We start from the raw sequence: 4,934 nt of genomic DNA on the forward strand, positions 1-4,934 counted from the left end.
CGAACCCGCACAGTCACCCTCGCCGCATGACCAAGGCAAACAGCTACAAATCCGATGGCGCAGCCTTGACGAAGGACATAGAGGCACCCCCCCCCCGCGTTCAGCGCAACCTCGTCATCCGGCGCCGGAAGATACAGGGCAAGCCCAGAAGCCGTGCCCATACCGGTCACCGCGCATGGCGACCGCACGGATTGCCGACCGCGATCTGTGATCGGTGATCGGCGTGGATACGTCTCCGGGAAAACTTCACGCATCCGTGGGCGTAGCCAGCCACAGCAACGGCACCCGGCCTACCGCTTCCGGTTGCTCGGGGGGCCACACGGCCCATGGGGCGCGTCCCAGGACCTGAGCCGCGTCGACGAAGGCAACCTGTGGCGAGGCCAGCTTGTCGGCTGCCCGCACCCAGAACCGGTTCTGGCCGGCCAACAGCACCGCTGCCCAATCCAGGTCACCGCTCCGGGACGACGTAGGGGCCGCCTCCGACGGCATACCGAGCACAGTCCGGCGGGCCGCCTCGACGATCGTGTCGCCCACCAGGTGGAACGGCTGAACATTCAGCCGCTCCAGGTCAGCAACCGGCCCCGGACCGGATGGGTGTGGCCGGCTCGAACGGGAGGCGGGGCTGCCCCTGCCGCCCGCACACAGTTCGTTCATGGTATCGACGACGCGATCCGGCAGCCCTGCGTGATGCCCTGCACCACAGCGGCAAGCCGACACCCCACCGCCAGCGCGGCAAACACAGTGCCCGCCTCGTTGTGAGGGCTCCCTGCATGCTGTTCCTCCCTCGCCGCGTCTACCGGCGCACGCCGAGGTTCCCGCCGTTCTGGACGAGGTGCTGGGCACCCACCGCATCCGCCCTCTCCTCTCCGCCGAGCCGGAGCCATGGCAGGGCCGGATCGGCAGCGGCCCGAACCGGTCGAAAGCGAAACACCGGTTGGGGAACCGGCTGGTCACGTACTCGACGCGGTCGAGTTTGGCGTCCTTGTCGGGAGCTTTGGACTCCTTCCAGGTGCGGGTCCGCCGGAAGGAGAGCCCGTGCTCGCAGGATCTGCCGCAGCCGTTCCCGGCCGACGTTCACCGTCCGGATTGGGTTGTCTGCCAGGTGGTCGGCGAGCTTGCGCACGCTCCAGTGCGCGAAGGGGCGCCAGCTCGGCAGGGCGGGTCCTCGCCGTCGTGACGAAGAACTCGCGCTCGTCATCGCTGATCGGGCGGGGACGGCCTCCCAGCACCAGCTTGATCTTCAACCTGTGCGGCGGGGACGTGGAGTCGTTGTCTTCTTCGTGTCGCTTTGTGGGGCCGGGTTTGCGGACGGTGTGCACGTCATAGCGTGCGGTGGGCTGGTTGTTCCTGCGACCGGGTGGCCGTACCGGGCCGGGCCGAGAGGATTTCGGTGCTCTGGCTGGCCGGGCGGCCTTCGGCCGGAGGCGCCGAAAGTCGCGACGGACTCGTGCGGGGGTGAGTCTGTCGGGCGGGACCGGCTTCTCCCAAGGCCGTCGGAGGTCTGCCGCCAGCGGGCGGGCGAGCCGGAGCTGGGTGAAGACGGAGACGATCGGCCAGGTCCAGCGGTCGGCGGCTTCGAGTGTGCGAATCTTCGGGCAGGTCCAGCCCGGAGTCTGCTTGAACAGGCGGAAGGTGTGCTCGATGTCGAAACGCCGCAGGAACGCCTGCCACAGACGGTTGATGTCGGCTGTGGTGGCGTCGGTGCCCGACCACCGCAGCCACACCGGCTTCGGTGTCGCGTCGCTGGGCAGGCACTCGACCTGCAGGCGGATCACGGTCCCACCCACGCTGAACTCCTCGAACGCCTCCTGCCACCGAGACATCGCCGGTCCAACCCCCGCGTCATCAAACGCAAAGTCGCCGGCCGGCCCCTCAAACGTGCCGCCCGCCGGACTGCAGACCGCCCACCCATCGCGGCCATCACCCTCGTCGGCACAACCAAGCCCAAACGGATCAAACACACACCAAAGCACTGAGTTTCTGGTATTGAGGCTAGTGGCTCGTCACGCAGCCTTGGCCGGGTAATCGACTGTCCTGTCGCACTGAAGGTGGCAGAGTCCCACTTGGTCTCACCTGGCCTGGCGGATTCTCAGTGGATCGGGTTCCGAAGGGCAATCGCCTCGGGAAAATCACTGGCGGCGGCGAGGCCCGGGCAGAAGGCTCTCACCGTGACACTTCACAAGAACGAGATCCATGCGGACGAGGTGGTGGTCCGGTCGCTGCTGCGCCAGCAACGGCCGGAATGGGCCGACCTCACCATCTCGCCAGCCGGTGCGGGCACGGACAACACGATGTACCGGCTCGGCGACAAGCTGCTCATGCGGCTGCCACGCACCCCGGACAACGCGCAGGCCGTACGGAAGGAGCAGACATGGCTGCCACGGCTGGCGCCACATCTTCCCTGCCGCATCCCGGAGCCAGTGCACGAGGGCACTCCAAGTTCCGCATTCCCGCTCGCCTGGTCGGTGTACCGCTGGATCGACGGCGATGAAGCCGGCCCGGGCTCGGTCACCGACTGGCCCGCCTTCGGGGCCGACCTTGCGGCGATCGTGCAGAGCCTGCATTCCGCCCCCCTGATGGGAGCCACTCGGCAGGACGAACTCAGCTGGTACCGCGGCGGTGGCCTGCGCGCCTGTGACCGCTGGATCAGCGTGTGCTTCGACAACTGCCTCACGATCGAGGGCGTCGACCTGGACATCCCACACCTGCGACAGCTGTGGCAAAGTGCGCTCGCCCTGCCCGAGCCGTCCGGCCGCCAGGTGTGGCTCCACGGAGACCTCAAACCCAGCAACCTTCTGGTCCAACAAGGAAAGCTGCACGGGGTCATCGACTTCGGATGCCTCTCGGTCGGCTTTCCCGACGCCGAGCACTCACCCCTGTGGGATCTTCCGCCCCAGGCCCGACAGACGTACTGGGACGCCATGAGCCTCGACGACGTGACGTGGCTGCGTGCCCAGGCATGGGCCATCGCTGTCGGAGTCAGCGGGGTGTCGTACTACTGGGGCGCCTACCCCCTCTTCGTCAGCGAATGCCTGTCACGTCTCCACGCGATCCTGGAAGCTGCCAGCGAGCGGTGAACCGCTCTCGGACGGAACATCAACCACGAGCCTCAGTTCCGCAAAAGCCAGCCCGCTTGAGAACGACATCCGGTTCGATTCCCAAATCACCTGGCAACCACACAGGTTGGAGACCTGCCGGCTGCCAGTTCAGAAGCGACAGGACATCGATCTGCTACTCGTTGGCCAGCAGACTGTCTCCAGGATCTGATCTCGGAGGGTGGTCGTGGGGCGTCGGCCGAGTGTGTTCGTCCGGCCGGTGAGCATGGAGGAGGGCCGTCGGCTGCAGCGGATCAGCCGGACCGCGAAGGACCCGGTGAAACTCCGCCGGGCGATCGTGGTGCTGATGTCCGCCCAAGGCCAGACTGTCAAGGACATCACCGTACTGATGTAGGCCGGTGAGGACTACGTCCGCGATGTCATCCGCGCCTTCAACGAGCGGGGGCTCGACGCGCTGGACCCAAAATGGAGCGGGGGACGCCCCAAGACGATCAGTGACGAGGTGCGCGAGCACATCTGTCTGATCGCCCGGACGTCCCCCGCCGACTGGAAGATCACCGCGTTCTCCACCTGGAGCCTGAGCAAGCTCGCCGACCACCTCATCAAGCAGAAGGTGACCGCGACCATCAGCCGGGAGACCCTGCGCCGGATCCTGCGCGAGGGCAAGATCTCCTGGAAGACCACCACTACCTGGAAGGCGTCCACCGACCCAGAGTTCATCGCCAAGATGCACCGCATCCTGGCGCTGTACGACACCCCGCCGGCAGACGGACGGGTGATATGCGTCGACGAGTTCGGGCCGCTGAACCTCATGCCCCGCAAAGGCAAGGCGTGGGGGCCAGTGAGGCGTCCGCGCCGGCTACGGGCCACCTACAACCGCACACACAGCGTGAGGCACATGCTCGCCGCCCTCGATCTGGCCACCGGCAAGCTCTACTACCGCATCCGCCCGCGCAAGCGCTGGCGGGAGTTCCTCGGCCTCCTCAAGGCTCTGCGCGCCCGCTGGCCCGGCGAGAAGCTGTATGTGGTGCTGGACAACTTCTCCCCGCACAAGCACGCAGACGTCCGCGCCTGGGCGGTCGACAACAACATCGAGTTGGTCTTCCTGCCGACCTACGGTTCCTGGCTGAACTGGATCGAAACCGAGTTCGCAGCCCTTCGCTACTTCGCGCTCAACGGCACCGACCATCGCAGCCACGACGAGCAGAACGCGGCCATCGCCTCCTACGTCCGCTGGCGCAATGCCCGCGCCGAGCCGAAGACAACCTTCGCGCTCGACTCACCGATCCGAGCATGGACCGATTACCCGGCAAAGGCTGCGTGACGAGCCACTAGCTTCGCCTCGGCAACCGGGCCTTCAGGACGACGGGGGCTGACCGGCACCGAGCGGGAGCGAGTCGAGGAAACACGTCGGTTGCCGACTCGCTCCCGGTGGGCAGCTACGCGGATCCGTTGATCCAGCCGGTTCGGTACGAGTTCGTGTCCGTGCCCACCCGGAACTTCACGACCCATCCCTCAGGGATGTCGCCGGAGCCGTCAGGTGTCCCGAGGTCGTACTTGCACTCATTGGGGCAGGTGAACTTGTCGGTGTCCCGCAGATTCAGCTTCGTGTCGTACACCCGCACGTCGACCACGACCTGAAGGCCGTCCTTGATCTTGTCCTCGACGGTCAGAACATCGCCGTAGGCGTGGAATTTGGTGTAGGAGAGATGGTAATTGCCGACGCCCTGGCTCGACCAGAGCGACATCCAGGCGTCAGTTCCGCCGGCATCATTCGGGCTGGCCTTAGAGGCCATCTCATTTGGGTGACTCGGTATTCTGTTTGTCATGGTGGGGATCGTTGAGCGGCTGGTGCCGGATGAGTTGTGGGAGTTGTTC

General features: G+C 66.2%; 4 protein-coding genes and 1 pseudogene. 3 read left to right on the top strand and 2 right to left on the bottom strand.

What is annotated here, in order from left to right:
* Window positions 1-1,240: 1,240 nt before the first annotated feature.
* Window positions 1,241-1,787 (bottom strand): annotated as a pseudogene (locus ABZ622_RS41685) (transposase); the annotation flags it as partial.
* Window positions 1,788-2,168: 381 nt separating this feature from the next.
* Between ABZ622_RS41685 and ABZ622_RS41690 the strand changes: the two are divergent.
* From ABZ622_RS41690 to ABZ622_RS41700, 3 genes are all read left to right on the top strand, one after another.
* Window positions 2,169-3,077 (top strand): aminoglycoside phosphotransferase family protein, encoded by a 909-nt coding sequence (locus ABZ622_RS41690; protein WP_360552508.1) that lies wholly within the window; start codon window positions 2,169-2,171, stop codon window positions 3,075-3,077.
* Window positions 3,078-3,315: 238 nt separating this feature from the next.
* Window positions 3,316-3,450, top strand: a complete 135-nt coding sequence (locus ABZ622_RS41695; RefSeq protein WP_360552510.1) for a hypothetical protein — start codon at window positions 3,316-3,318, stop codon at window positions 3,448-3,450.
* A gap of 60 nt (window positions 3,451-3,510) precedes the next feature.
* Window positions 3,511-4,380 carry an IS630 family transposase gene (locus ABZ622_RS41700; RefSeq protein ID WP_360552514.1) on the top strand — a complete coding sequence of 290 codons (870 nt, stop codon included), beginning with the start codon at window positions 3,511-3,513 and terminating at the stop codon, window positions 4,378-4,380.
* Window positions 4,381-4,495: 115 nt separating this feature from the next.
* On the opposite strand, the gene ABZ622_RS41705 is transcribed toward ABZ622_RS41700, so the two are convergent.
* Window positions 4,496-4,804 (bottom strand): hypothetical protein, encoded by a 309-nt coding sequence (locus tag ABZ622_RS41705; RefSeq protein ID WP_360552512.1) that lies wholly within the window; start codon window positions 4,802-4,804, stop codon window positions 4,496-4,498.
* Window positions 4,805-4,934: the final 130 nt, after the last annotated feature.

Source organism: Streptomyces sp. NPDC007164 (assembly GCF_040634135.1).
Taxonomy (GTDB): domain Bacteria; phylum Actinomycetota; class Actinomycetes; order Streptomycetales; family Streptomycetaceae; genus Streptomyces; species Streptomyces sanglieri.